The following is a 23,846-nucleotide window of genomic DNA, read 5'->3' on the forward strand; positions in this document are numbered from 1 at the left end:
GGTGCGTTCAGATCACTCGTACGAGGGATGACGGGAGGCGCCGTGACGGATGACGATGGGGCAACGGCTGGATCAGAGAAGGCCGACTGCCGAAGGGAGGGGCCGCCGTGCGCGACACAGTCCTGATTCTGGGCCTGGTCCTCGGGCTCTACCTCGTCGGGCGCTCACTCGCCGAACCACCACTCGCCGCCCCGCCCGGCCCCGCCGCGAACACCCCGGCCACCTACTACGCCGACCACACGGCCCCTCTGGCCCACTGCCCCCCGGGCAGCCTGTCCGCCTACCTCGCCACCCGAACCGCCGCCCTCCGCTGACCCCGCCCACGCCCGCCGACCGCCCGCACGGCGGACGACGACGCGAAGATCCCTCCTGAGGGCTGAGGGCTGAGGAGATGCGAGGCGGTGTGCGGGCGCTGGGTCGCGGGCGGCGATGCGGCGGCGCCACGGGAGACGGTGCGTGGGCTGGGTGGCGGGGGCTGTGCGCGGGGTTCGGGCGGCGCGAGCGGAGGCGGGGCCGGGGGTCGGTTGTGCGCGGGGCTCGGGCGGCGGTGATTTATGGCTGTTTGGTTGGTTCGGATGTGGTTAGCCTGAGTGGGTCTCGAGGATCGGGGGAGCGATGCGGGGGAAAGCGGTGGGGGCGGTCGTGGTGGGCGCGGCGGTGCTGTGGGGGATGGCCTCGCCCGAGGGCGACGCCGGCCGGGCGACTCCGGTGGCCTCGGCGGGTGCGCCCGCGCCGGCGCGGGAGACGCCGGATCGCGGCGGGATCGGCGGAGACCGGAACGCGGCCCTGCCCGAGCCGGCCGGTGGCACGGCGCAGGCGGTGGACCAGGAAGACGACGCGGAGAGGGGGTCCACCGTGGCCGAGCCGACGGCCAGGATGCCGGAGGGCGCCGCAGAGGACGGGCGGGTGGACTGCCGGAAGAAGAAGTGCGTCGCGTTGACGTTCGACGACGGTCCGGGCTCCCGAACGCCGGAGCTGTTGCGGACGCTGCGGAGAGCGGAGGTCCGCGCGACGTTCTTCGTGGTCGGGACCCGGGCCAGAGCCGACGAAGGGGTCCTCGCCCGGGCGCACGCCGACGGCCACGAGATCGGCGTGCACACCGAGAACCACCCGGATCTCACGACCCTGCCGGACTCGCGGATCCGCCGGGAGATCGACCGTACCCTGCGCACGATCAAGGACCAGACCGGCCGTCGCCCCGTGCTGATGCGCCCACCCTACGGCGCGACCAACGCGCGGGTCGCGGCCCAGGCGCGTGACCTGGGCGTGGCGCAGATCCTCTGGGACGTCGACCCGGTCGACTGGCGCGACCGCGACTCGGCCGTGGTGGCCCGCCGCGTCATCGCCGACCTCCACCGAGGCGCGATCATCCTCCTGCACGACATCCGCCCGACGACCGTCGCCGCGGTCCCGCGCATCCTGAAAGCCGCTGAAGCCAAGGGCTACACCTTCGTCACCGTCTCCGAACTCCTGGGCCCGACCGAACCCGGCAAGATCTACACCCGCGCCCATTCCTGAGCCCCCACGACCTTCGGGCTCCCGCCACCTCCGAGCCCACCAGCCCGGTTCCGCTCCGCCCATGGCCATCGACCTAGCCCGCGGGCCCCGGCCCAGCGGCGGCGGCCAGACGGACCCCGCCGTCGGCGGGCAGGCGGGCCTGAGGCGGTCCCGGCGGCCGCCAGGGTCGCCGACCCGGCGGGAACTGGCGCGCCGCCGCGCGCCCGCGCCGACCAGCGTCGCGGGACAGCGCGGGCGCGCGGTGGGCGCGGCCTGGTGCCGCGCTGAGCTGCCGGCTCGGCGGGGATGCGGCGGTGTTCGGGTTCGGCGGGGTGGTCAGGAGGTGCGGTCGGCGGCGAGGCGGGAGGCCAGGGCGGGGATGTTCCAGGAGGCTTCGTCGGCGGGGGAGGCGCCGTGGAGCCTGTTGACGAGCTGATGAGGGTCGGCGGTGAGGTCGTAGTACTCGCGGAAGACGACGCGGCCGCTGCCCGCGGGGGTGCCGACGGGGTCGGTGTAGAGGGCGTAGTACTCGGTGTACTGCTCGGTCTTGCTCACGTAGGAGGCCCAGGAGTGGGGCGGGCGCCGGTCGACGCCCTGCCGCCAGAACTCCAGCAGCAGGTGGTCGCGCTCGAACGGGCCGAGGACCGATCTGCCGTCCTGCGGCGTCGACGGAGTGACCCCGGCGGCGTCCAGGACGGTCGCCGAGACGTCGATGTTGGCGACGATCCTGTCGTCCTTCGTGCCCGAGGCGAGGCCGCCCGCGGGCCACGACAGGAAGAAGGGGATCTCATAGGCCGGACGGTAGGGCACCGACTTCCGCGCCCAGCCGTGGTCGCCCCACAGGTAGCCGTTGTCGCCGATGAAGAGGACGAGGGTGTTGTCGAGCTGCCCGGTGGCCTCGAGTTCGTCGCGCAGTGCCTGCACGGCGTCGTCCACCGACATGAGGGTGCGCGCCTGCTCGCGGCGGATCTCCCGGCCGCGGGACAGCGACGCGTGGGCGTCACGGAGATAAGGAGGTTTGTCGCTCTTGTCGGCCTCGCCGACGGAGGGCCGCCCGGCCCACGCCTCGACAGGCGCGTCGGCGTACTTCGGCTCGGGCGTGAACGGCGCGTGCGAGCCGTACGGGGCGACGTAGGCGCACCACGGCCGGGGGTCGTTCTTGCCCTCCCGGATGAACTCCACCGCGAAGTCGCGGATGTGGTGGGTCGTGTACCCGGGCAGGACGGCGATCTCCCCGTTGCGGTTGAACCTGCCGTCGACGTAGCCGACGGGGCTGAGCACCGCGAAGTCGTCGAAGTGCTCCGGCGGCGTCTTGATCCGCCACTCGTTGAGGTACTTGCCGAACATGCCGTTGCGGTACCCGGCGTCCTTGAGGTGCCGCTGGAAGGTGGTGCTCTGGTCGAGGTTGAGCTTCAGGTAGTTGTCGCGGACCCCGTGGTTGTGCGCGTAGCGCCCGGAGAAGATGGACGACCGCGACGGGCAGCACAGCGGTGTCGTCGCGTGCGCCCTGGTGAACTCCACGCCCTGGTCGACCAGCCACCGGCGGGTGCTGGGCAGGGCCGACGCGAGGTACTTGGGCTGGTCGTCGGTGACGATCACCAGGATGTTCGGGCGGGACTCGACGGGCTTCGCCTGCGCCTCGTGGACCTGCGCGACCTCCTGCACGTCGCGGACGGGAGCGGTGCCCGAGGGGGAGCAGGCCGCGGCGCCGGCGGCGGTGACGGCCGCGGCGGCTCCGGTGAGGAACCCGCGCCTGCCCAACACAACTTCCGCACCCAAGAGGTCACCTTCCACGTCCGCAGGGCGAGATCCCGGCGCGTAGCCACAAGCACAGCGTGCTCCAAAAGCGACGGATCGCCCAGGCCCAAAACCATACTTTTCAGGTATGTAATACGTCAATACCGGACGGGGGAGTGCCCTGGAAGCACGGGAGTGCGCATGACTGCCGCCGAGTCCGGTCTGAGCCGCAACGACCCTATCGGTGCGAAGCGGGCCGAGTGAGGCGTTCTGAACTCCCGTCCCCTGGGTTGTGCGGCCGCGCTGACGGCGCCCCGGACGGCTCACGCCGGTGCGGGTGTTTTCGGCGGTGCGCGAGCTACGGGAAACCTGGGTTAAAACCCGGGAAGAGGTCAAGGTAAGGTAAGCCTCACTTAACAACCGTTTCATGTGTTTGGAGTGCCACGATGTTCACCATCGTTCGGTCGCGCCCTCGGGCCGCGCTCGCCACCCTGGTCACGGCGACCGCCCTCGCGCTTTCCGGGTGCTCCTCCTCCGAGCCCGAGATTGAGACGAGCCCGTCGGCCGCCGCCGACGCGTTCCCGGTCACCCTCACCAGCGCGCTCGGCGACGCCGTCATCACCGAGGCGCCCGAGCGCGTCGTCACCTGGGGCTGGTCCAGCCAGGACGCGGCGCTCGCCCTTGGCGTCGTGCCCGTTGCGATGCCCGAGAACACCTACGGCGGCAACGAGGAAGGCGTCCTGCCCTGGGACGCCGACAAGATCAAGGAGCTCGGCGGCACCACCCCGACCCTGCTCCCGGCGGACGGCGACGTGCCGTTCGAGGAGATCGTCGAGGCCGACCCCGACGTCATCCTCGCCCCGTACTCCGGCCTCGTCCAGGCCGACTACGACAAGCTCAGCAAGATCGCCCCGGTCGTCGCCTACCCGGAGAAGACCTGGTCGCTGTCCTGGCAGGACCAGATCACCATCATCGGCAAGGCCCTCGGCAAGACCGCCGAGGCGACGGAGCTGCTGGAGCGGACTCAGGCCAGCGTCAAGGCGCTCGCCGACGAGAACCCCGTCCTCAAGGACAAGACGATCTTCTACGCGGCGGCCAACGAGGCCGACCTGCTCAACGTCTACCAGGCCGACGACCCGCGCGTGAAGATGCTCCTGGACCTCGGCATGACCGCCGCCGAGAGCGTCGACGTGCTCGACCCGAAGCCCGGCGACGACGCGTACTTCTACCAGCTGAGCTACGAGAACGTCGAGAAGATCGACACCGACATCCTCGTCATGTACTTCGCGACCCAGGCCGACGTCGACAAGTTCACCGCCGACCCGGTCATCGCGGCCATGCCCGCCGTCAAGGAGGGCCGCTTCGCCCCGATCGTCGGCGAGTCCTTCGTGATGGCCACCAGCGCGCCGACCGTCCTGTCCATCCCGTGGATGCTCGACCAGTACGTGCCGCAGCTCGCCGCCGTCGCCGAGAAGGTCGCCAAGTAGCCCTCCGGCAGACCCGGAGATCCGAGCAACCGGAAGAACCCCACGTGTCCGACCTCCCCGTCACCCGGGGCACGACGCGACCGGCGGCGCAGGACGCCCCGGCCGGAGCGGCGCCGCGGCGCCGCCGGCTCGGGCCGCTGGCCGCCGGTCTCGTCGTGCTCGCTGCGGCGCTCGTCGCGGTGTGCGTGCTCAGCCTCGCCGTCGGCGCGAACGCGCTGCCCTTCCACACGGTCTGGCAGGCGCTCACCCACTACGACCCGACGAACCCGCAGCATCTCGTCGTCGTGGAGAAGCGGGTGCCCCGCACGCTCGTCGGCCTCACCGTCGGCGTCGGTCTCGCGGTCGCCGGCGTCGTCATGCAGGGGCTGACCCGCAACCCGCTGGCCGACCCGGGCCTCCTCGGGGTCAACGCGGGCGCGTCCCTGTTCGTCGTCCTCGCGCTCAGCGTGTTCGGCGTGCAGGGCTCCGGCTACCTCTGGTTCGCGTTCCTCGGCGCCGCCGTGGTGACGCTCGTCGTGTACGGGGTGGCGAGCGCCGCCGGGCGCGGGGGCGCCACCCCGGTCACCCTGGTGCTCGCGGGAGCCGCGGTCACCGCCGCGCTGACCTCGCTGGTCACCGCCATCCTGCTCACCGACCGCGCCGCACTCGACGAGATGCGGTTCTGGCAGGTGGGCGCGCTGTCGGCCCGCGACTACACCATCTTCTGGCAGACACTGCCCGGCATCGCCGCCGGGCTCGTCCTCGCGTTCGCGGTGAGCCGAGGACTGAACGGTCTCGCCATGGGCGAGGAAGTGGCGCGCGGACTCGGTCAGAAGGTAGGGCTCGTCCGCACCTTCGCCGCGCTCTCGGTGGTGCTGCTGTGCGGCTCGGCCACCGCGGCCGCAGGCCCCATCTCCTTCGCCGGCCTCATGGTCGCCCACCTCGCGAACCGGCTGGCCGGCCCCGACCACCGCTGGAGCATCCCCTACGCCGCCCTCGCCGGGCCGACCCTGATCCTCGCCTGCGACGTGCTCGGCAGGGTCGTCGTCCGTCCGGGCGAGCTCCAGGTCGGCGTCGTCGTCGCCGCGGTCGGCGCGCCGCTGCTGGTCGCCCTCATCCGGCTGCGCGGGAAAGGACGCCGATGACCGCATCCTCCTCTTCGGTGGGCCGCCAGTTCCGCCGGGCCCGGCTCCGCGAAGCCCGGACCACCGGGCTCCTCCTCCTGGTGATCGCGGCGCTCGCCGTCCTCGGCCTGGTGATCGGCAAGGCCTCCGTCAGCCCGTCCGAGGTCCTGTCCGCGGTGGTCGGCCGGGCCGACGCGATGACCGATTTCGTCATCCTCGAACTGCGCATGCCGCGCATGGTCACCGCGCTGCTCGCCGGGGCCTGCCTCGGCCTGTCCGGCGCGATCCTCCAGTCGATCCTGCGCAACCCGCTGGCCAGCCCCGACATCATCGGCGTCACCAACAGCGCGAGCGCCGCGGGCGTCGTCGGCCTCGTCCTCCTCGGACTGAGCGGGCTCGCGCTCACCGGCCTCGTCCTCGCCGGGACCGTCGCGGCGACCGCCGCCATCTACCTGCTGGCGTGGCGGCGCGCCGCCCACCAGCTCGTCATCGTCGGCATCGGCGTGTCCGCCCTCTGCGCCAGCGTCGTGTCCTACGTCTTCACCCGCAGCGACATCCGCGACGCCCAGGAAGCCCTCGTCTGGATCAACGGCAGCCTCGGCCGCGCCGACTGGGACACCGCCCTTACCCTGGCCGTCTGCGCCGCGATCCTGCTCCCCGCCGCCCTCGCCTGCGGCGGCCGCCTCACCGTCCTGGAACTCGGCGACGACCCTGCCCTGGCACTCGGCGTCAAGGTGTCCCGCACCCGGACCCTCATGCTGGTCCTCGCGGCGGCCCTCGCCGCGGCCGCGGTCGCGATGGTCGGCCCCGTCCCCTTCGTGGCCCTCGTCAGCGCCCCCATCGCCCGCCGCCTCACCGCCACCGGCTCGGTCGCCCTCCTCCCCTCCGCCCTGACCGGTGCCGCCCTCCTCCTGGCCTCCGACCTCACCGCCCAATTCGCCCTCCCCGACGTCCCCCTCCCCGCCGGCGTGGTCACCGGCGTAATAGGCGCCCCCTACCTCCTGTGGCTCCTCATCCACCAGAACCTCCGCCGCACCTGACCCGCTCCGCACACCCCCGGGACTGCCAGACCATCCGGCGGGACAGTCCCACGCTGCGACGATGCGAACGGTGCGAGTGGACCTGGCGGCCGAGCGGATCCGACCTACCTCTGCCCGCCCGACCGGCCTGGCGCCGCGGACTCACCCTCCGCGCCACCGACCGGATCGCTTGCCGGCGACGTCCTTCCGTGCTGACGCCACCGTCGCGGAAGCGAGGATCCGAGATAGCGGGCGGCGCGCGACGGGAACGCGAAGCCGCCACCCTGCTGCGCCGCCCTCGATCACCGGGCGGCCCAGGCGGTCGGCGTGGCCGGATGGGAGTTCGCGGTTTCAGGCAGGTCGGTTCGGCCCTGCCGTCGAAGAGGTCGCCGCCGAGGGGGTCGTCCAGGGGCTGGACGGCGCGGTCGGAGGTGGGGGTGGGCCCCGAAGATTAATGCCAAAGCCGGGCAAAGTTGGACCTTTTGGAAGGCAATATCTGCAGCCCGGGGGCGGCATGATGCTGTCGCGTATCGCTATCCGGGCGTCACGGATGGCAGCCGGTGGTAGGGTGGCAGTAGTTGCAGTTGTGGTACCCATGAACTTCGGGCGCACCTCGGGACTCCGCGGGTGCGCGTTTTGGTTTTTGACCGGTCATCTCCGGATGGGCTTCATCGGCGACGCGGGGGCCACAAGGTGTGGTTCCCGGATCTGCCTCATTGAAGGAGAACGAAATGGCCACCGGCACCGTGAAGTGGTTCAACGCGGAAAAGGGCTTCGGTTTCATCGAGCAGGACGGCGGCGGCTCTGACGTCTTCGCCCACTACTCGAACATCGCCGCCCAGGGCTACCGCGAGCTTCAGGAGGGCCAGAAGGTGTCCTTCGACATCACCCAGGGCCCGAAGGGCCCGCAGGCCGAGAACATCGTCAGCATCTGACGTTTCGGTGACTGAGGCTTCGGCCTCGAAGGCCGGGTCCCGCATCGCGGGGCCCGGCTTTTTCGCGTCACGGCTCATTCGCGTCACGGGCCGCCTGACCTGGGCACGTCCGTCCGATGGGATGATCGGGGGATGGAAGAACGGCTCATCGGACGGCTTGACCGTCGGGTCTCGGTGGTGGGGCTCGGCACGTGGCAGCTCGGCGCGGACTGGGGCGAGGTCGAGGAGAAGGACGCGCACGCGGTCCTGGAGGCGGCGGCGGAGGCGGGCGTCACGTTCCTCGACACCGCGGACGTCTACGGCGACGGCCGCAGCGAGAAGATCGTCGGCAGGTTCCTGCGCGACCACCCGGGACTCTTCGTCGCCACGAAGATGGGCCGGCGCATGGCGCAGGTCCCCGAGAACCACACCCTCGCCCACTTCCGGGAGTGGACGGACAGGTCGCGCGCCAACCTCGGCGTGGACACGCTCGACCTCGTGCAGCTGCACTGCCCGCCGACCCCGGTGTACTCCTCCGACGCGGTGTTCGACGCGCTCGACACCCTCGTCGCCGAAGAGCGGATCGCCGCCTACGGGGTCAGCGTGGAGACCTGCGAGGAGGCGCTGACGGCGATCGCCCGGCCGGGCACCGCGACCGTCCAGATCATCCTGAACGCGTTCCGCCGCAAGCCGCTGGAGCGCGTCCTGCCCGCGGCCGCGGCGGCCGGGGTGGGGATCATCGCGCGGGTGCCGCTGGCATCGGGCCTGCTGTCGGGCCGCTACCGGCACGACACGGTCTTCGGGCCGGAGGACCACCGCAACTTCAACCGGCACGGCGCGTCCTTCGACGTCGGCGAGACGTTCTCCGGGGTCGACTACGACACCGGGGTGGACGCGGCCCGGGAGTTCGCGGCGCTCGCCCCGTCCGGCGCGACCCCGGCCCAGACCGCGCTGCGCTGGATCGTCCAGCAGCCCGGCGTGAGCACCGTGATCCCCGGCGCCCGCACGCCCGACCAGGCCCGCGCCAACGCGGAGGCGGCGGCGCTCGCCCCGCTCTCCGAAGACCTCCTCGGCCGGATCGAGGACCTCTACGACGCCAAGATCCGCCCCCTGGTGCACGACCGCTGGTGAGCCCGGCGCGTCCCCTGAAGCCCCGGGACGCGCCCGCCGCGGCGCGGTTGCGGCGGCAGTTCGTCAGAGAGCGGAGTCCGTGCTCGCCTGGATGGATTCGGCGAGTTTCCACAGCGGCGTGGACCGGGGCGCGAGGATGATCATGATGTCGTCGGGCTCGGCGGGGGCGGGGGAGGGCGTGCCGGAGTCCAGCCAGGGCGCGAGGGCGGTGCGGACCTCGGTGATCGCGGCGGTGAAGCGGGCGTGGACGTCGTCGGGGGCCGACGCGCGGAGCCAGGTGCGCAGGACGTGGTTGTGGGTCGCGGCGACGGCGGAGGCGGCGACCTCGTGGTGGAGGCGGAAGCGGTCGAGGTCGGCGGCGGGGCGGCGGGCGTTCAGGTACGTGACGAAGGCGCGCTGGTAGCGGCTGGTCGCGGCGATCTCCCACTCGCGCAGGGTGGGGACGCGGCGGATCACCTCGTACCTCCGCACGGCGGTCTCGGGGTCCTCGGCGTACATGTCGAGGACGAGTTCGGCGGCCCGCGCGATGACCTGGAGCGGCGGATCGAGGGGCGAGGACGCGTCGAGGAAGGCGCGGACCCGTTCCAGGCAGGCGTCGTGGTCGGGGAGGACGGCGTCCTCCTTGGCACGGAAGTGCCGGAAGAAGGTGCGGCGGGCGACGCCGGCGGCGGCGGCGATCTCGTCGACGGTCGTGGCCTCGAAGCCGTTGGCGAGGGACAGGCTGATCGCCGCGGCCATGAGAGCGCTCCGCGCGTCGCGCCTTCCGGACATGTGTCCCCCTCCGCCCCCGGACCAAGGTGGCCCACCGTAACACCGGTCGCGCCTGCCCCCGTGCGGCTGAATCCGGGGCCGGTCCCGGCCGGTCCCGGCCCGTCCCGGATCTGGTCGCATGGCACTCAGTGCCTTAGTCTATGTCACATAGTGACACCCCTTGAGGAGAATGCGATGAGCGAAGTCGGCGGGCTTTACCACATGTCCGAAGAGCACGAGATGCTGCGCGAGGCCATCCGGGCCATCGCCGACGAGAAGATCGCGCCGCGCGCCGCCGAGACCGACGAGAGCGGCGAGTTCCCGTGGGACGTCTACAAGGCCCTCGTCGAGTCGGGCTTCCACGCCGTGCACGTCCCCGAGCAGTACGGGGGCGAGGGCGCCGACGCGCTCGCCGCGGTGATCGTGATCGAGGAGGTGGCCCGCGCGTGCGCCTCCTCCTCCCTGATCCCTGCCGTGAACAAGCTCGGCACCGTGCCGCTGCTGCTGTCGGCCTCGGAGCAGATCAAGTCGACCTACCTGCCGAAGGTCGCCGGCGGTGAGTCCCTCTTCGCCTACGCCCTCTCCGAGCCCGAGGCGGGCTCCGACGCCGCGGGCATGAAGACCCGCGCCGTCCGCGACGGCGACGACTACGTCCTCAACGGCGTCAAGATGTGGATCTCCAACGCGGGCGTGGCCGACTTCTACACCGTCATGGCGGTCACCGAACCCGGCATCGGCGCGCGCGGCATCTCCGCCTTCGTCGTGGAGAAGGCCGACGCGGGCGTGTCCTTCGGCCCGAAGGAGAAGAAGCTCGGAATCAAGGGCTCCCCGACCCGACAGGTGATCCTGGAGGACGTCCGGATCCCCGCGTGGCGCATGATCGGCGAGCCCGGCACCGGCTTCAAGACCGCCCTGGCGACCCTCGACCACACCCGCGTCACCATCGCCGCGCAGGCCCTCGGGATCGCCCAGGGCGCGCTCGACTACGCGATCGGGTACGTCAAGGAGCGCAAGCAGTTCGGCAAGCCCATCGCCGAGTTCCAGGGCCTCCAGTTCATGATCGCCGACATGGCGATGAAGCTGGAGGCGGCCCGCCAGCTCACCTACGCAGCCGCCGCCAAGTCCGAGGCCGCCATGCACGGCGCCCAGATCAAGGACCTCACCTTCTTCTCCAGCGCCGCCAAGTGCGCGGCCTCCGACGCCGCCATGGAGATCACCACCGACGCCGTCCAACTGCTCGGCGGCTACGGCTACACCTCGGACTTCCCGGCCGAGCGGATGATGCGCGACGCCAAGATCACCCAGATCTACGAGGGCACCAACCAGATCCAGCGCATGGTCATGGCCCGCCAGCTCCTCAAGTAAAGCCCTCCCCTCTCGCACAGACACAAGGAGTCCGCATGAGCACCCCCGAGCGGATCGTCATCCTGGACGGCGCGCGCACGCCCGTCGGCGGCTTCGGCGGCGCGTTCAAGGACGTGCCCGCCCACGAACTCGGCGCCGCCGCGGCCAGGGCCGCCCTCGCCCGCGCGGGCGTGCGCGCCGAGGACGTCGGCGAGGTCGTCATGGGCTGCATCGGCCAGGTCGGCCCCGACGCCTACAACGCGCGCCGGGTGGCCCTCGCGGCCGGGCTGCCCGTCTCCACCCCCGCCTACACCGTGAACCGCCTGTGCGGCTCGGGCCTGCAGGCGGTGTGGTCGGCCGCGATGCAGATGCGCTGGGACGGCGGCGTCGACTTCGCCCTCGCGGGCGGCGACGAGAACATGTCCCGCATGCCGTTCTACGACTTCGGCGCGCGCTCGGGCTACAAGCTCGGCGACCGCGCTCTCGTCGACGGCACCGTCGGCATGCTCACCGACCCGTTCCACGGCATCCACATGGGCGTCACCGCCGAGAACGTCGCCACCAAGTACGGGATCTCGCGCGAGGAGCAGGACGCGTTCGCCGCCGAGTCGCAGCGCCGCGCGGCGACCGACGCGGCCCGCGCCGCGTTCGCCGAGGAGATCACCGCGGTCTCCACCGGAGGCCGCAAGCCCGTCACCGTCGAGGCCGACGAGCACCCGCGCCCCGGCACCACGGTCGAGACCCTGGCGAAGCTGCGCCCGGCGTTCGTCAAGGACGGCACCGTCACGGCGGGCAACGCCTCCGGCATCAACGACGGCGCCGGCGTGGTCGTGCTGGCCCGCGAGAGCGCCGCCGCCGAGCGCGGACTGACCGGCCTCGCGGTGATCGAGTCGGTGGCGACCGCCGCGATCGAGCCGGAGCTGATGGGCTACGCCCCCGTGCCCGCGCTGGCCAAGCTGTTCAAGCAGACCGGGCTCACCCCCGCCGACATCGACGTGATCGAGCTGAACGAGGCGTTCGCCTCCCAGGCCGTCGCGGTGATCCGGGACGCGGGCCTCGACCCCGAGAAGACCAACCCCTACGGCGGCGCCATCGCCCTCGGCCACCCCGTCGGCGCCACCGGCGGCATCCTCACGCTCCGCGCCGCCAAGGACCTCGTCCGCCGCGACCTGGAGACCGCCGTCGTCACCATGTGCATCGGCGGCGGCCAGGCCCTCGCCGCCCTCCTGCGCCGCGTCGCCTGACATCTCGTCCCCTCCCTCCCAGAGGCCCGGAACGGTGATCCGTTCCGGGCCTCAGCGTATGCCCGGGATCACCGACCGTGCTCGTCGGTGATCTTCCTTCTGTGGATAACTCAAAGATCACCGACAAGTCTTCCCTGATGTGGTGAGGTGTTCTCCGGTGGGATTGACGGCCAAGGCGCGTCATGGAACGCTGATTCCCAAGTTTGAAGAACATCGTTCTCGTGAGTGAGACCGGGATCTTCACCCCCCAGGCCCCCAGGCGACGCCTCCGGCACCGCGATGCGTCCCGCCCCGCAGGAGGAGCTTCATGACGGAACTGCACGAGTACGACAGCAAGGACTTCTTCAGCGACGAGAGCTTCGTGGGCGACCCGTACCCGTACTTCGACGCGCTGCGCAGCGAGTCGCCGGTCCGGCGCGAGCCCCACCACGGCGTCATGCTCGTCACCGGCTACGACGAGGCCGCCCAGGTCGCGCAGGACGCCGAAACGTGGTCGTCCTGCATCTCGGTGACCGGCCCCTTTCCCGGCTTCCCCGTGCCGCTGGAGGGCGACGACGTCAGCGAGCTCATCGCCGAGCACCGCGACAAGCTCCCCATGAACGACCAGCTCCCGGTGCTCGACCCGCCGGTGCACACCGAGCACCGCGCGCTGATGATGAAGCTCATCACCCCCAAGCGCCTCAAGGAGAACGAGGACGAGATGGCCGGGGTGGCCGACCGCCTCCTCGACGAGTTCCTCGCCAAGGGCGCCGGCGAGTTCATCAGCCAGTTCGCCGCCCCGTTCAGCCTCCACGTCATCGCCGACCTCCTCGGCGTCCCCGACGAGGACCGCGCCGAGTTCGTCCAGGCGCTCCAGCGCCGCCCGCAGGAGCAGTCGACGCTCGGCCAGATCAAGTCCGAGCTGTCGCACTCGCCGATGGAGTTCCTGTACCTGCGCTTCACGGGCTACATCAACGACCGCCGCGCGAACCCCCGCCAGGACGTCCTCACCGGCATGGCCGCCGCGACGTTCCCCGACGGCTCCACGCCGGAGGTCATGGACGTCGTCAGGATCGCCGCGAACGTCTTCTCCGCAGGCCAGGAGACCACGGTCCGGCTGCTCAGCTCCGCGCTGCTGATCATCGCCGAGAACCCCGACCTCCAGGCCCGCCTGCGCGCCGATCCGTCGCTGATCCCGAACTTCATCGAGGAGACGCTGCGCACGGAGAGCCCCATCAAGGGCGACTTCCGGCTCGCCCGCAAGACCACCGAGGTCGGCGGCGTCGAGATCAAGGCGGGCACGATGGCGATGATCCTGAACGGCGCCGCCAACCGCGACCCGCGGCACTTCGAGGACCCGAACACCTTCGACCTGGAGCGCAAGAACGCCCGCCACCACATGGCGTTCGGCCGCGGCATCCACACCTGCCCGGGCGCGCCGCTCGCGCGCGCGGAGGCGCGCACCTGCATCGAGCGCATCCTTGCCCGCACCACCGACATCCGCCTGTCCGAGCAGGCCCACGGCCCCGCCGGAGACCGCCGCTTCATGTACCTGCCGACGTACATCCTGCGCGGCCTGGCCTTCCTCGGCCTGGAGTTCGACGTGGTGGAGGCGCAGGCCTGATGAAGGTCCGGATCGACGAGGACAGCTGCCGGGGCCACGGCATCTGCTGCACCATCAACCCTGACGTTTTCGACATCTCTGACGACGGATACGCTGTCGCCCTCGTGGCCGAGGTGCCCGCCTCCCAGGAGGAGTCGGTCTCCACCGCCGCGGCCCGCTGCCCCGAGCGGGCGATCATACTGAGCTAGGGAGTTCTGCCATGTCGAAGGTTCTCGTCGTCTTCACCGAGGACATCAAGGACGCCGAAGGAATGGCCGCCTACACCAAGGCCGCACTTCCGACGATGATGACGGGCGCGAAGGTCGTCGCGGTCGACGCCTCTCCTCGCACCCTTGAGGGCGAGTGGCACGGCACCCAGACCGTCATCCTGGAGTTCGAGTCCGAAGAGGCCGCCCGCGCCTGGTACGACTCGCCGGAGTACCAGGCCGCCGCGAAGCTCCGCCACGCCGCCGCCGACTCCAACGCCGCGATCATCACCGCCTTCTGACGACGCTGTAGCGGTCTTCCGGCGGCACCGCCCCGCCCGTCCGGCCTCCGGCTCAGGACGGGCGGCGGCTCACCGGCGCGTGCCAGAGGCCGGTGATCGCGTCGACGAGGTCGTCGGCGAGGTCCTCCCAACCCGAGGGGTCGCCTTCGGCGATCTCCCTTTCGCGCTCGGCGCACATCTGCACCGTCAGGTGGCGCCCCATCGTCCAGCGGCGCATCCGCACGTCCGGCGGAAGGCCGGGCAGGCAGCGGTTCATCCCCTCCAGCAGCAGCCTCAGCGACGGCGAGTCCAGTGACTCCTCGACGGCGATCCTGTGCAGCGCCGGGTCCGCCGAGATCTGCGCGCCGAAGCGCGCCCACCACGTCGGGCTGCCGAGTTCCGCGAGGTGCGCGGTGATGGGCACGACGAGCCCGCGCACCCAGTCCCGTGTCTCCGCCGAGCCGAACGCCTCGGCGACGAGTTCCGCCCGGTGCCGCTCGACGTCCTCGGTGTGACTGCGCGCGATCGCCCTGACGAGGTCGGCCTTGGAGCCGAAGTGGTAGCCGACGGCGGCGCTGTTGCCCTGGCCGGCGGCCTCGCTGATCTGCCGGTTCGACACCGCGTACACGCCGCGCTCGGCGAACAGCCGCTCGGCGGTGCGCAGGATCAGCTCCCGGGTCGCGCCGCCCCGCTCGGGCCGGGTCCCGCCCGTCACCGTTCCCGCAGACATCCGTGGCCACCTCCCGGCTCAAGGCCCATCAAAAGCCACCTTCCGGGCATTGCGTCGGTCCGTCAAGTCAATCACGTGATTTAATCCATTCAATCGACTGACTTAAAGCGGACGGAGGCCCCCCATGTCCCGAGCCCAGACCGAGCCCGGCGAAGCCGACGCCCAGGTGCGCCGCCCGAGCGTCTACGTCGCGATCCTCGCCTTCTCCGGCATCACCGTCTCGCTCATGCAGACCCTCGTCATCCCGCTCGTGCCGCGCCTGCCCGGGCTGCTGCACTCCTCCACCGCGGACACCGCATGGACCGTCACCGCGACCCTGCTCGCCGCCGCCGTCATCACCCCCGTCGTCGGCCGCCTGGGCGACATGTACGGCAAGCGCCGGATGCTGCTCCTCAGCCTCGGCGTCCTGGTCGCCGGGGCCGTCGTCGTCGCCCTGTCGGACTCCCTCGCGCCCATGCTCGTCGGCCGGGTGCTCCAGGGCCTCGCGGGCGGCGTCATCCCGCTCGGGATCAGCATCATGCGCGACGAACTGCCGCCCGACCGGCTCGGCTCGGCCACCGCGACGATGAGCTCCTCCCTCGGCGTCGGCAGCGCGCTCGGCCTGCCCACCGCCGCGCTCATCGCCGACCACGCCGACTGGCACGTCCTGTTCTGGCTCGCCGCCGCCCTCGGCGCGCTCGCCATCGGGCTCGTCCTCGCCCTCATCCCCGAGTCCCGGGTGCGCGGCGGCGGCAGGTTCGACTTCGTCGGCGCGCTGGGCCTGTCGGCGGTCCTGGTCTGCCTGCTGCTCGTCATCTCCAAGGGCGCCGACTTCGGCTGGACCAGCCGGACCACCGTCGCGCTCCTCGCGGCGGCCGCCGTCGTGCTGGCCGCGTGGATCCCGTTCGAGCTGCGCGTGCGCGGCCCGCTGGTGGACCTGCGCACCTCCGCGCGCCCGGAGGTCCTGCTGACGAACACCGCGTCCGTCGTCTTCGGGTTCGCGATGTTCGGGATCGCGCTGGTGCTGCCGCAGATCCTCCAGCTCCCCGCGGCCACCGGGTACGGCCTCGGCCAGACCATGCTGGCGGTCGGTCTCGTCATGGCCCCGCAGGGCCTGGTGATGATGGCGATGGCCCCGCTGTCCGCGCGGCTGTCCAAGGCGCGCGGGCCGAAGGCGACGCTGATGCTCGGCGCCTTCATCGTCGCCTGCGGGTACGGGCTCGTGCTGCTGATGCACGGGCACCTCTGGCAGCTCGTGCTGGCCTCCTGCGTCATCGGCGCGGGGATCGGCTTCGGCTACGGCTCGATGCCGGCGCTGATCATGAGCGCCGTGCCGGTCTCCGAGACGGCCGCCGCCAACAGCCTGAACACCCTCATGCGGGCCGTGGGGACCTCGGTGTCGAGCGCGGTCGCGGGCGCGGTCCTCGCGGGCATGACGGTGGCCGTCGGGCCCGCGTTGTTCCCCTCCTTCGACGGGCTCCGGCTCGTGCTCGCCGTCTGCGCCGCGGCCTCGCTCGTCACGGTGGCGATCGCGTCGTGCATCCCGGACGGCGCCCGCAAGGGCGGCAAGGCCTCCTCCGGGGCCGCGGCCGGAGCCGAGCCGCTGCCCGCGCGCTGACGGGCACCGCACGCCCCGCGCCGTCGATTCCTCGGTTTCCGAGGCTCGAACACGATCGGAATGGGCATGTCTTCCCGTACGGGCCGGTCTGAACTGTGGTTCAGGGCTGGTTTGTACGGATCTGGTGGCATCTCCGTGCGTGCGAAAAGAGGAAGCAACAGATGACCGACTCCCTTGAGGCGACCGCCGGCGTCGCGGCGAACACGGCGCGTCCGCAGAACGGGGCGGAGTACATCGAGAGCCTGCGCGACGGCCGGGAGGTGTGGATCTACGGGGAGCGCGTCGACGACGTCACGACCCACCCGGCGTTCAGCGCCTCCGTCCAGTCGATCGCGCGCCTGTACGACGCGCTGCACGACGGGACCGTCCCGACGGTGCCCACCGACACCGGCAACGGCGGCTACACCCACCCCTTCTTCAAGACACCCCGCTCGTCGCAGGACCTCCTCACCGCGAGGGACGCCATCGAGAAGTGGGCCCGCCTCACCTATGGCTGGATGGGCCGTACTCCCGACTACAAAGCGGCCTTCCTCAGCACGCTCGGCGTGAACGCCGACTTCTACGCCCCCTACGACGACAACGCGAGGCGCTGGTACAAGGAGTCGCAGGAGAAGGCCCTCTACTGGAACCACGCGCTCATCAACCCGCCCGTCGACCGCGGCAAGCCCGTCGACGAGGTGGGCGACGTGTTCGTGCACGTCGAGAAGGAGACGGACAGCGGGCTGATCCTCTCCGGCGCGAAGGTCGTCGCGACGGGCTCGGCGACGACCCAGATGACGTTCATCGGCCACGGCGGCGCGCCCGTCCAGGACAAGCGGTTCGGCGTCATCGCCGCGGTCCCGACCAACGCGCCCGGCCTGAAGCTCATCGGCCGCACCTCCTACGCGCGCACCGCCCACCTCACCGGATCGCCGTTCGACTACCCGCTGACGAGCCGGTTCGACGAGAACGACGCGATCCTCGTCCTCGACAAGGTCCTCGTCCCCTGGGAGAACGTCTTCCTGTACGGCGACCTCGACAAGTTCAACGGCTTCCTGCGCTTCTCCGGCTTCAACGCCCGCCTCACCCTCCAGGCCGCGACCCGGATGGCGGTGAAGCTCGACTTCCTGTCCGGCCTGCTCCTCAAGGCGCTGTCGCTCACCGGAACGAAGGAGTTCCGGGGCGTCCAGACCAGGCTGGGGGAAGTCCTCGCCCTGCGCGCGATGGTCTGGTCGCTGACGGAGTCGATGGTCCGCAATCCCGAGCCGTGGGTCGGCGGCAGCGTCAACCCCGATCCGCGCGCCGTCGACGCCTACCGCTGGATCGGCACGGTCGCCTACCCGCGCGTCCGCGAGGTCGTCCTGAAGGACCTCGGCTCGGCGCTTATCTACCTGCCGTCGCACGCCCGCGACTTCGACAGCCCGGAGCTGCGCCCCTACCTCGACCGCTACGTCCGCGGCTCCGGAGGGGTGGACGCCGAGGAGCGCGTCAAGACCCTGAAGATGCTCTGGGACGCCGTCGGCACCGAGTTCGGCGGACGCCACGAACTCTACGAGCTCAACTACCAGGGCAACCACGAGCAGGTCCGCCTCGGCGTCCTGTTCAACCACGAGGGCCGCGGCTGGAACCGCTCCCTCATCGAGTTCGCCGAGCAGGCCATGTCCGAATACGACCGCACCGGCTGGACGTTCTGAGTGCCCCGCCGGGCGGGCTCCGCGCCCGCCCGGCGGCGCGCGGCGGGCTCACCGGCCGAAGGCGAGGTGGGTCGTGAGCCAGACGCCTCCGGCGACGAGGAGGGCCCGCAGGATCCACGTCAGCGCCGTCGGGCGGGGGTCCTTGACGCGGAACCACCGCCAGACGTGCTCGGAGAAGGTGTCGCCCGGCTCCGGGCGGGCCAGTGCCGCTCCTTCGAGCAGGACGAACGCGAGAATCCAGATGACCCAGGCAAGGGTGAACACCACGGCCTCCAGGGGGTGCGTCCTCCGCGGACGCGGCCGGGCCGGTCGGGGAGGATGAGGGGAAGGGAGGGCGCCCTTGCCAAGATCATGCCCGCTGCGGGCCGCCCGCAACCGGCTCGGACGGGCCCGCGTTGGAACGGTCTTCTGCGGGCTGAGTAGGGTGTGCTGCCATGACCGACGCCTTGAAGACACTGCTCGATCTGCTCGACCTTGAGGAGATCGACGCCGATGTCTTCCGGGGGCGGTCGCCGCAGACCGAGGCGCAGCGGGCGTTCGGAGGGCAGGTGGCGGCCCAGGCGCTCGTCGCGGCGGCGCGGACGGTCGGGGAAGGCAAGCTGCCGCACTCGCTGCACGCCTATTTCGTGCGGGCGGGGGATCCCGGCCAGTCGATCCTCTACCTCGTCGAGCGGGTACGGGACGGGCGGTCCTTCGCCACCCGCAGGGTCGTGGCGCGCCAGCACGGCAAGACGATCTTCATGACGTCGGTGTCGTTCGCGGCCGACGGGCCCGGGCCGGAGCACTCGAGCCCCCTCGACGTCCCGCTCGGCGACCCCGAGGCGCTGGTCGACGCCTCGCCCCGGTGGATGGACGAGATCCCGTCGACCGGGTACATGATCTGGCACCCGTTCGAGATCCGGATGGAGCGGCCCGTCGAGGGGGACCGCGCGACGGGGCGCTCGCGGATGTGGCTGCGCGCAGCGGGGCAGGTGCCCGCCGACCCCGTGCTGCACCTGGCGGTCCTCACCTACGCCAGCGACCTCACGCTGCTCGCCGCGACCGCCGCCTCCCACGGGCACCTTCCGGGGCCGAACAGCGGCGTCGCCCTAGTCTCGCTCGACCACGCCGTCTGGTTCCACCGGCCCTTCCACGCGGACTCCTGGCTGCTGTTCGACCAGAGCTCCCCGACGACGTCCGGGGGCAGGGGCCTCGCCCACGCCCGGATCTACACCGCCACCGGCGAGCTGGCGGCGTCCGTCACGCAGGAGGGCCTTCTGCGCACCCCGGAGCACCCCGCCTGAGACGGCCGGCGCTCACGGGCTCGTGAGCACGGCGACGCAAGTCCTGCGCACGTCCGCGACGACGGCCTCGGCGCGTCCTCTCCCCGTGCGTTCGGACGCTCTCCCGCCCACGTGATCCGGGTCACATTGACGCGCGTTCGGTACTGAGACATATTCATGCGGATGTCTCAGCGCTGACGAGGTGAACCGTGTCCGCTCCCGCCGTGCCCCCGGAGTTGCGTGAGTACGAACTCACGGGAATGACGTTCTGGACGAAGCCCGAGTCCTTCCGGACCGAGGCGTTCGCCAAGATGCGCCAGATGGAGGCCATGCCCTTCGTGCCCCTGGTGAAGATCCCGTTCACCAAGTCCGCACCCGGCTTCTACGTCGTGTCCCGGCACGCCGACGTGCTCGCCGCGAGCCGCAACGCCGAGCTGTTCAGCAGCGAGCCCGCCTCCAACACGCTCATGGAGATGCCGGTCTGGGCGAGCCGCTTCTACGGCTCGATGATCAACATGGACGACCCCGAGCACGCGCGCATCCGCCGCGTCGTCTCCCGCGCGTTCAGCCCCCGCATGCTGGAGCGCATCGACGAGGACCTGCGCCGCCGCTCGGCCCGGATCGTCGACGACCTCATCGCCGAGGGCCCGCACGACTTCGTCGCCCAGGTCGCCGCCCGGCTGCCCATCGAGATCATCTGCGACCTCATGGGCATCCCGGACACCTACCAGGACATGATCCTGCGGCACACCAACACGATCCTCGGCTACACCGACCCCGAGTACAACGGCATGAAGTCCGACGACCTGGACAAGCCGCCGGGCGTCGCGGACACGATGCGGGGCGCGTACCGGATCGTCAAGGCGGGCAGCGACCTGTTCCGGCTGGTCCGCCGACTCGGCAAGGAACGGCGCGGCTCGGGCGGCGAGGACCTCGTCACCAAGCTCGTCACGCCCAACGCCGACGGCGAGTCGCTCACGTCGCAGGAGATCGGCTCGTTCTTCGTGCTGCTGGTCGCCGCGGGCAACGAGACCACGCGCAACGCGATCGCGCACACGCTCCGCCTGCTCACCGAGCACCCCGAGCAGCGCGCGCTGCTCCTGGAGGACTTCGAGGGCAGGATCGGCGGCACGATCGACGAGGTGCTGCGCTACTCGCCGCCGGTCATCCAGTTCCGCCGCAACGTCACCCGCGACACCGAGCTGCACGGCGTGCGGCTGAAGAAGGGCGACATCGTCGTCATGGTCTACCCGTCGGCGAACCGGGACGAGACGGTCTTCACCGACCCGCACGTCTTCGACATCACCCGCTCGCCCAATCCGCACGTCGCGTTCGGCGCGCCCGGCCCGCACTACTGCATGGGCACCCACCTGGCCAAGCGCGAGATGACGGTGCTGCTGCGCGAGCTGCTCACCCGGCTGCCCGACGTCCGGATGGACGGCGAGCCCGACTTCCTCGCGTCGTACTTCATCAACGGCATCAAGCGCATGCCGTTCGCCTTCACCGCGCCGAGTTCATCGGGCCCGGAGGCGTCCCGGTGACGGCGGTCCTCGACCGGCTGGCGTGGGCCCGCGCGAGCGCCCGCGCGGGCCTGCTCGCCCCCATGGGCCCGGGCACCGCGCGCAAGGTCGCCCGCGCCCTACGGGCCTACGGAGCGCTCGGCGCGGCGGCGGCCGTCGGCGCCGCGCGCTTCGGCGACCGCACCGCGGTCGTCGACGACTTCGGCACGCTCACCTACCGCGCGCTGGACGAGGCGGCGAACGGCGTGGCGACGGCCTGGGCCCGCCAGGGGATCGGCCCCGAAGACCGGGTGGGCGTCCTGGCCCGCAACCACCGCGGCTTCCTCATCGCGCTCACGGCGGCGGCCCGGCTCGGCGCCCGCGTCGTCCTGCTGAACACCGACTCGGCGGGCCCCGAACTCGCCGCGGTCACCGCGGCGCAGGGCCTCACGGCGCTCGTCCACGACACGGAGTTCGCCCCGCGCGTGGCCGGGCTCGAACTCGTCCACGGGACCTTCACCGCCGACGGCGAGGAGAGCGACCTCGCCCGGCTCGGCCGCGAACCGGGCACGGCGCCGCCCGCGCCGCGCGAGCCCAGCACCCTCGTGATCCTGAGCAGCGGCACGACCGGCCGTCCCAAGGGCGCGCGGCGCTCCTCCGCCCCGCCCGACCCGCTGGCTCTGCCCGGCGGCGTCCTCAGCCGCATCCCCTTCCGCGGCGGCGAGGCGGTGTTCGTCGGGCCTCCGCTCTTCCACGGCTGGGGCCTCACGACCGCGTCACTCGCGCTCTCGCTCGGCTGCCCGCTCGTGCTGCACCGCAGGTTCTCCGCCGCACGGGTGCTCGCCGCGCTCGCCGAGCAGCCCTGCGCCGCCTTCGTGGGCGTCCCGACGATGCTGAGCCGGCTGCTCGCCGAACCCGGCTTCGCACAGGCGGATCTGAGCGCCCTGCGCATCGCGGTGACCGGGGGAGGGCCGCTCAGCCCTGAACTGAGCGCCCGCGCCACGGCGGCGCTCGGCCCGGTGCTCTACAACTTCTACGGCTCGACCGAGGCCTCGTGCGTCGCGATCGCCACCCCGGCCGACCTCGCCGCCGCGCCCGGCTGCGCCGGCACCCCGCCGCCGGGGACCCGGGTCACCGTCCTGGACGCCGAGGGGGCGCAGGTCCCGTCCGGCACGGTCGGCAGGCTCCACGTCAGCAGCCCGACCCGCTTCGAGGGCTACACCTCCGGAGGGGGATCCGCCGCCGGAGGGGACGGCGCTGCCGGGCTCCCGCTCGGCGACCTCGGCTTCTTCGACGACGGAGGCCGCCTGCACGTCACCGGACGGGCCGACGACATGGTCGTGTCGGGCGGCGAGAACGTTCATCCGGCCGAGGTCGAGGAGCTGCTGGAGAGCCATCCGGACATCACCGAGGCGGCCGTCGTGGGGGTGCCGGACGAGGACTTCGGCCGAAGGCTCCGCGCCTACGTGGTGGTGTCGGGGGAACTGGACGCCGACGCGGTCAAGGCGCACGTCGCCGCGCACCTGTCCCGGGCGAAGGTCCCGCGCGACGTCGTGTTCCTCAACGCGCTCCCGCGGACCGCCACGGGCAAGGTGATCAAGCGCGAGTTGCCCTGAGGCCGCTCATCCGGCGAGGGCCTCGGCCTTGATCTGGTCGAACTGCGCGCCCATGCCTTCGGCGAGCGCGTTGGCCCCGGACAGCGGCCGGACCATCACCATCAGCTCGTCGATCTTCCCGTCCGCGTTGCGGTGGAGGAAGTCGCAGCCCTGGACGGTCCTGCCGTCGATCGTCGTCTGGAAGATCAGCGCGTGGTCGGTGTCCTCGGGGGAGCCGATCTCGCGCAGGTAGCGGAAGTCCTCGAACACGCGCATGACGCCGCGCAGGATCGCGAGGGTCATCGCCTTGCCCTCGTACGGCTGGAACGCGATGGGGCTGGTGAACACCACGTCGTCGGCCAGGAGATCAGCGATGGCGTCGATGTCGCGGGCCTCGATGGCGGCGCGGAAGGTGGTCATGTCTGCTCCTCGATGCCGGAACCCTCTCCTTCGACCTTAGGCAGCTCCGCGTGGTGCTGTCCAGCGTTGATTATTGAACAAATTGACTATTCAATGCCGCGGGTACGATGCGGGTATGGCACTCCGCAACGCGATCATGGCTGCCCTCCTCGCGGGCGAGGCCTCCGGTTACGACCTCGCCAAGGAGTTCGACGCCTCGTTCGCCAACTTCTGGATGGCGACGCCGCAGCAGCTGTACCGCGAACTCGACAAGATGGAGGCCGAAGGCCTGCTCAGCGCTCGCGTCGTCCAGCAGGAGCGCCGCCCCAACAAGCGGCTGTTCTCCCTCACCGCCGAAGGCCGCGCCGTGCTCCGCGCCTTCACCGCCGCCGCGCCCCGGCCCGGCGCGATGCGCGAGGAGCTGATGGTGCAGGTCCAGGCCGTCGACGCCGGCGACGCCGCGGCGGTCCGCGCCGCGATCGCCGAACGCCTGCAGTGGGCCGAGGCCAAGGCCGCCCGCTACGAGCGGTTCCGCCTCCGCCTGCTGGACGGCCGCACCGAGGAGGAGTTCCTCGACCAGGCCGAAAGGGTCGGCCCCTACCTGAGCCTGCTGCGCGGCCTGTCCTTCGAACGGGAGAACGCCCGCTGGGCCGAGCACGCCCTCGCGGTCCTGGACCGCCGCGCCAGCCGCGTCTGATCCCGCTGTACAGAGCCGGCCGGACTTTCTGTACAGAGCCCCGAAGGTTGTCAGGGGGGAATCACCACCGGAGGCCGGAGGTTCGTTTTCCCGGCCGAT

23 protein-coding genes are annotated in these 23,846 nt (G+C 71.5%); 18 read left to right on the forward strand and 5 right to left on the reverse strand.

Features of this window, described 5'->3' with window-relative positions:
• The first annotated feature begins 107 nt into the window (after positions 1 to 107).
• On the forward strand, positions 108 to 314 hold the full coding sequence (locus tag ACYVOM_RS14760) for a hypothetical protein (protein WP_460303910.1): 207 nt from the start codon (positions 108 to 110) through the stop codon (positions 312 to 314).
• A gap of 301 nt (positions 315 to 615) precedes the next feature.
• A complete protein-coding gene (locus ACYVOM_RS14765) occupies positions 616 to 1,518 on the forward strand; it encodes a polysaccharide deacetylase family protein (protein WP_460303911.1) in 903 nt (300 codons plus the stop codon).
• 315 nt (positions 1,519 to 1,833) lie between these two features.
• Here the strand turns inward: ACYVOM_RS14765 and ACYVOM_RS14770 are convergent, their stop codons facing one another.
• Positions 1,834 to 3,276, reverse strand: a complete 1,443-nt coding sequence (locus ACYVOM_RS14770; RefSeq protein WP_460303912.1) for a sulfatase family protein — start codon at positions 3,274 to 3,276, stop codon at positions 1,834 to 1,836.
• 404 nt (positions 3,277 to 3,680) lie between these two features.
• Between ACYVOM_RS14770 and ACYVOM_RS14775 the strand changes: the two genes are divergently transcribed.
• From ACYVOM_RS14775 to ACYVOM_RS14795, 5 genes are all read left to right on the forward strand, one after another.
• A complete protein-coding gene (locus tag ACYVOM_RS14775; RefSeq protein ID WP_460303913.1) occupies positions 3,681 to 4,721 on the forward strand; it encodes an iron-siderophore ABC transporter substrate-binding protein in 1,041 nt (346 codons plus the stop codon).
• Between the two features lie 44 nt (positions 4,722 to 4,765).
• The gene (locus tag ACYVOM_RS14780; RefSeq protein ID WP_460303914.1) at positions 4,766 to 5,845 is read left to right on the forward strand and encodes a FecCD family ABC transporter permease; all 1,080 of its coding nucleotides are present in this window, start codon (positions 4,766 to 4,768) and stop codon (positions 5,843 to 5,845) included.
• Positions 5,842 to 6,864, forward strand: coding sequence for a FecCD family ABC transporter permease (locus ACYVOM_RS14785; protein ID WP_460303915.1), 1,023 nt, complete (start codon positions 5,842 to 5,844; stop codon positions 6,862 to 6,864). Before ACYVOM_RS14780 ends, ACYVOM_RS14785 begins: the two co-directional genes overlap by 4 nt.
• Before the next feature lie 710 nt (positions 6,865 to 7,574).
• Positions 7,575 to 7,778: a cold-shock protein gene (locus tag ACYVOM_RS14790; RefSeq protein ID WP_460303916.1), complete on the forward strand. Its 204-nt coding sequence runs from the start codon at positions 7,575 to 7,577 to the stop codon at positions 7,776 to 7,778.
• Between the two features lie 132 nt (positions 7,779 to 7,910).
• Positions 7,911 to 8,888, forward strand: coding sequence for an aldo/keto reductase (locus ACYVOM_RS14795; protein WP_460303917.1), 978 nt, complete (start codon positions 7,911 to 7,913; stop codon positions 8,886 to 8,888).
• Positions 8,889 to 8,951: 63 nt separating this feature from the next.
• Here the strand turns inward: ACYVOM_RS14795 and ACYVOM_RS14800 are convergent, their stop codons facing one another.
• The gene (locus ACYVOM_RS14800; RefSeq protein WP_460303918.1) at positions 8,952 to 9,659 is read right to left on the reverse strand and encodes a TetR family transcriptional regulator; all 708 of its coding nucleotides are present in this window, start codon (positions 9,657 to 9,659) and stop codon (positions 8,952 to 8,954) included.
• A gap of 174 nt (positions 9,660 to 9,833) precedes the next feature.
• Here ACYVOM_RS14800 and ACYVOM_RS14805 point away from each other — a divergent pair, with 174 nt between their 5' ends.
• The 5 genes from ACYVOM_RS14805 (at position 9,834) to ACYVOM_RS14825 (ending at position 14,316) form a co-directional block, all read left to right on the forward strand.
• Entirely contained in the window at positions 9,834 to 11,003 is a 1,170-nt protein-coding gene (locus ACYVOM_RS14805) for an acyl-CoA dehydrogenase family protein (protein ID WP_460303919.1), read from the forward strand.
• A gap of 35 nt (positions 11,004 to 11,038) precedes the next feature.
• On the forward strand, positions 11,039 to 12,226 hold the full coding sequence (locus ACYVOM_RS14810; RefSeq protein ID WP_460303920.1) for a thiolase family protein: 1,188 nt from the start codon (positions 11,039 to 11,041) through the stop codon (positions 12,224 to 12,226).
• A gap of 307 nt (positions 12,227 to 12,533) precedes the next feature.
• Entirely contained in the window at positions 12,534 to 13,829 is a 1,296-nt protein-coding gene (locus ACYVOM_RS14815; protein ID WP_460303921.1) for a cytochrome P450, read from the forward strand.
• Positions 13,829 to 14,017, forward strand: coding sequence for a ferredoxin (locus ACYVOM_RS14820; protein WP_460303922.1), 189 nt, complete (start codon positions 13,829 to 13,831; stop codon positions 14,015 to 14,017). The genes ACYVOM_RS14815 and ACYVOM_RS14820 overlap by 1 nt, the downstream gene beginning before the upstream one ends.
• A gap of 11 nt (positions 14,018 to 14,028) precedes the next feature.
• On the forward strand, positions 14,029 to 14,316 hold the full coding sequence (locus ACYVOM_RS14825) for a DUF1330 domain-containing protein (protein WP_460303923.1): 288 nt from the start codon (positions 14,029 to 14,031) through the stop codon (positions 14,314 to 14,316).
• Between the two features lie 52 nt (positions 14,317 to 14,368).
• Here the strand turns inward: ACYVOM_RS14825 and ACYVOM_RS14830 are convergent, their stop codons facing one another.
• Positions 14,369 to 15,025 carry a TetR family transcriptional regulator gene (locus ACYVOM_RS14830; RefSeq protein ID WP_460303924.1) on the reverse strand — a complete coding sequence of 219 codons (657 nt, stop codon included), beginning with the start codon at positions 15,023 to 15,025 and terminating at the stop codon, positions 14,369 to 14,371.
• 124 nt (positions 15,026 to 15,149) lie between these two features.
• On the opposite strand from ACYVOM_RS14830, the gene ACYVOM_RS14835 reads away from it, so the two are divergent.
• Together ACYVOM_RS14835 and ACYVOM_RS14840 are read left to right on the forward strand one after the other, a co-directional pair.
• A complete protein-coding gene (locus tag ACYVOM_RS14835) occupies positions 15,150 to 16,622 on the forward strand; it encodes an MFS transporter (protein ID WP_460303925.1) in 1,473 nt (490 codons plus the stop codon).
• 161 nt (positions 16,623 to 16,783) lie between these two features.
• Complete coding sequence (locus ACYVOM_RS14840) at positions 16,784 to 18,295, forward strand: 4-hydroxyphenylacetate 3-hydroxylase N-terminal domain-containing protein (RefSeq protein WP_460303926.1); 1,512 nt, start codon at positions 16,784 to 16,786, stop codon at positions 18,293 to 18,295.
• Between the two features lie 48 nt (positions 18,296 to 18,343).
• Here ACYVOM_RS14840 and ACYVOM_RS14845 read toward each other — a convergent pair whose 3' ends face one another.
• Positions 18,344 to 18,562, reverse strand: coding sequence for a hypothetical protein (locus tag ACYVOM_RS14845; RefSeq protein ID WP_460303927.1), 219 nt, complete (start codon positions 18,560 to 18,562; stop codon positions 18,344 to 18,346).
• 167 nt (positions 18,563 to 18,729) lie between these two features.
• Between ACYVOM_RS14845 and ACYVOM_RS14850 the strand changes: the two genes are divergently transcribed.
• The 3 genes from ACYVOM_RS14850 (at position 18,730) to ACYVOM_RS14860 (ending at position 22,672) form a co-directional block, all read left to right on the forward strand.
• The gene (locus ACYVOM_RS14850; protein ID WP_460303928.1) at positions 18,730 to 19,578 is read left to right on the forward strand and encodes an acyl-CoA thioesterase; all 849 of its coding nucleotides are present in this window, start codon (positions 18,730 to 18,732) and stop codon (positions 19,576 to 19,578) included.
• A 188-nt stretch (positions 19,579 to 19,766) separates the two neighbouring features.
• Positions 19,767 to 21,098, forward strand: a complete 1,332-nt coding sequence (locus ACYVOM_RS14855) for a cytochrome P450 (protein WP_460303929.1) — start codon at positions 19,767 to 19,769, stop codon at positions 21,096 to 21,098.
• A complete protein-coding gene (locus tag ACYVOM_RS14860; protein WP_460303930.1) occupies positions 21,095 to 22,672 on the forward strand; it encodes an AMP-binding protein in 1,578 nt (525 codons plus the stop codon). The genes ACYVOM_RS14855 and ACYVOM_RS14860 overlap by 4 nt, the downstream gene beginning before the upstream one ends.
• 6 nt (positions 22,673 to 22,678) lie before the next feature.
• Here the strand turns inward: ACYVOM_RS14860 and ACYVOM_RS14865 are convergent, their stop codons facing one another.
• Positions 22,679 to 23,071, reverse strand: a complete 393-nt coding sequence (locus ACYVOM_RS14865) for a nuclear transport factor 2 family protein (protein WP_460303931.1) — start codon at positions 23,069 to 23,071, stop codon at positions 22,679 to 22,681.
• A 115-nt stretch (positions 23,072 to 23,186) separates the two neighbouring features.
• Here ACYVOM_RS14865 and ACYVOM_RS14870 point away from each other — a divergent pair, with 115 nt between their 5' ends.
• Positions 23,187 to 23,747 (forward strand): PadR family transcriptional regulator, encoded by a 561-nt coding sequence (locus ACYVOM_RS14870; protein WP_460303932.1) that lies wholly within the window; start codon positions 23,187 to 23,189, stop codon positions 23,745 to 23,747.
• The last annotated feature ends 99 nt before the right edge of the window (positions 23,748 to 23,846 follow it).

It is taken from the genome of Actinocorallia aurea (assembly GCF_054783995.1).

Bases quoted from the DNA above. Each gene is read 5' to 3' on its own strand.
- ACYVOM_RS14765 (WP_460303911.1), top strand. From the start codon at position 616: ATGCGGGGGAAAGCGGTGGGGGCGGTCGTGGTGGGCGCGGCGGTGCTG.
- ACYVOM_RS14775 (WP_460303913.1), top strand. From the start codon at position 3,681: ATGTTCACCATCGTTCGGTCGCGCCCTCGGGCCGCGCTCGCCACCCTG.
- ACYVOM_RS14785 (WP_460303915.1), top strand. From the start codon at position 5,842: ATGACCGCATCCTCCTCTTCGGTGGGCCGCCAGTTCCGCCGGGCCCGG.
- ACYVOM_RS14790 (WP_460303916.1), top strand. From the start codon at position 7,575: ATGGCCACCGGCACCGTGAAGTGGTTCAACGCGGAAAAGGGCTTCGGT.
- ACYVOM_RS14795 (WP_460303917.1), top strand. From the start codon at position 7,911: ATGGAAGAACGGCTCATCGGACGGCTTGACCGTCGGGTCTCGGTGGTG.
- ACYVOM_RS14800 (WP_460303918.1), bottom strand. From the start codon at position 9,659: ATGTCCGGAAGGCGCGACGCGCGGAGCGCTCTCATGGCCGCGGCGATC.
- ACYVOM_RS14805 (WP_460303919.1), top strand. From the start codon at position 9,834: ATGAGCGAAGTCGGCGGGCTTTACCACATGTCCGAAGAGCACGAGATG.
- ACYVOM_RS14810 (WP_460303920.1), top strand. From the start codon at position 11,039: ATGAGCACCCCCGAGCGGATCGTCATCCTGGACGGCGCGCGCACGCCC.
- ACYVOM_RS14815 (WP_460303921.1), top strand. From the start codon at position 12,534: ATGACGGAACTGCACGAGTACGACAGCAAGGACTTCTTCAGCGACGAG.
- ACYVOM_RS14820 (WP_460303922.1), top strand. From the start codon at position 13,829: ATGAAGGTCCGGATCGACGAGGACAGCTGCCGGGGCCACGGCATCTGC.
- ACYVOM_RS14825 (WP_460303923.1), top strand. From the start codon at position 14,029: ATGTCGAAGGTTCTCGTCGTCTTCACCGAGGACATCAAGGACGCCGAA.
- ACYVOM_RS14830 (WP_460303924.1), bottom strand. From the start codon at position 15,025: ATGTCTGCGGGAACGGTGACGGGCGGGACCCGGCCCGAGCGGGGCGGC.
- ACYVOM_RS14835 (WP_460303925.1), top strand. From the start codon at position 15,150: ATGTCCCGAGCCCAGACCGAGCCCGGCGAAGCCGACGCCCAGGTGCGC.
- ACYVOM_RS14840 (WP_460303926.1), top strand. From the start codon at position 16,784: ATGACCGACTCCCTTGAGGCGACCGCCGGCGTCGCGGCGAACACGGCG.
- ACYVOM_RS14850 (WP_460303928.1), top strand. From the start codon at position 18,730: ATGACCGACGCCTTGAAGACACTGCTCGATCTGCTCGACCTTGAGGAG.
- ACYVOM_RS14865 (WP_460303931.1), bottom strand. From the start codon at position 23,071: ATGACCACCTTCCGCGCCGCCATCGAGGCCCGCGACATCGACGCCATC.
- ACYVOM_RS14870 (WP_460303932.1), top strand. From the start codon at position 23,187: ATGGCACTCCGCAACGCGATCATGGCTGCCCTCCTCGCGGGCGAGGCC.